The sequence below is a fragment of the Bradyrhizobium viridifuturi genome (assembly GCF_001238275.1).
Taxonomy (GTDB): domain Bacteria; phylum Pseudomonadota; class Alphaproteobacteria; order Rhizobiales; family Xanthobacteraceae; genus Bradyrhizobium; species Bradyrhizobium viridifuturi.
In genome coordinates, this window is the sequence record NZ_LGTB01000149.1 from 1 (window position 1) to 261 (window position 261).

Below are 261 nucleotides of genomic sequence, written 5' to 3' on the forward strand. Positions count from 1 at the left end.
GGGCTGGAGACCACCGCCGAGCGCGTTGCAGCCGGCAAGCCCGAGCAGGGCACCATTCGCCTCTCCGCCTATCACGAAGGCGGCCACATCATCATCTGCATCGCCGACAATGGCCGCGGGCTCAACACCGAGCGGATCAAGGCCAAGGCGCTCCAGAACGGTCTCGTTACCGAGGCCGAGCTGGAGAAGATGACCGAGGCCCAGATCCACAAGTTCATCTTCGCGCCGGGCTTCTCGACCGCAGCGCAGGTGACCTCGGTG

General features: G+C 65.5%; 1 pseudogene. It reads left to right on the forward strand.

The features are described from left to right. A pseudogene (locus ALC15_RS41035) lies at positions 1 to 261 on the forward strand (hypothetical protein); the annotation flags it as partial.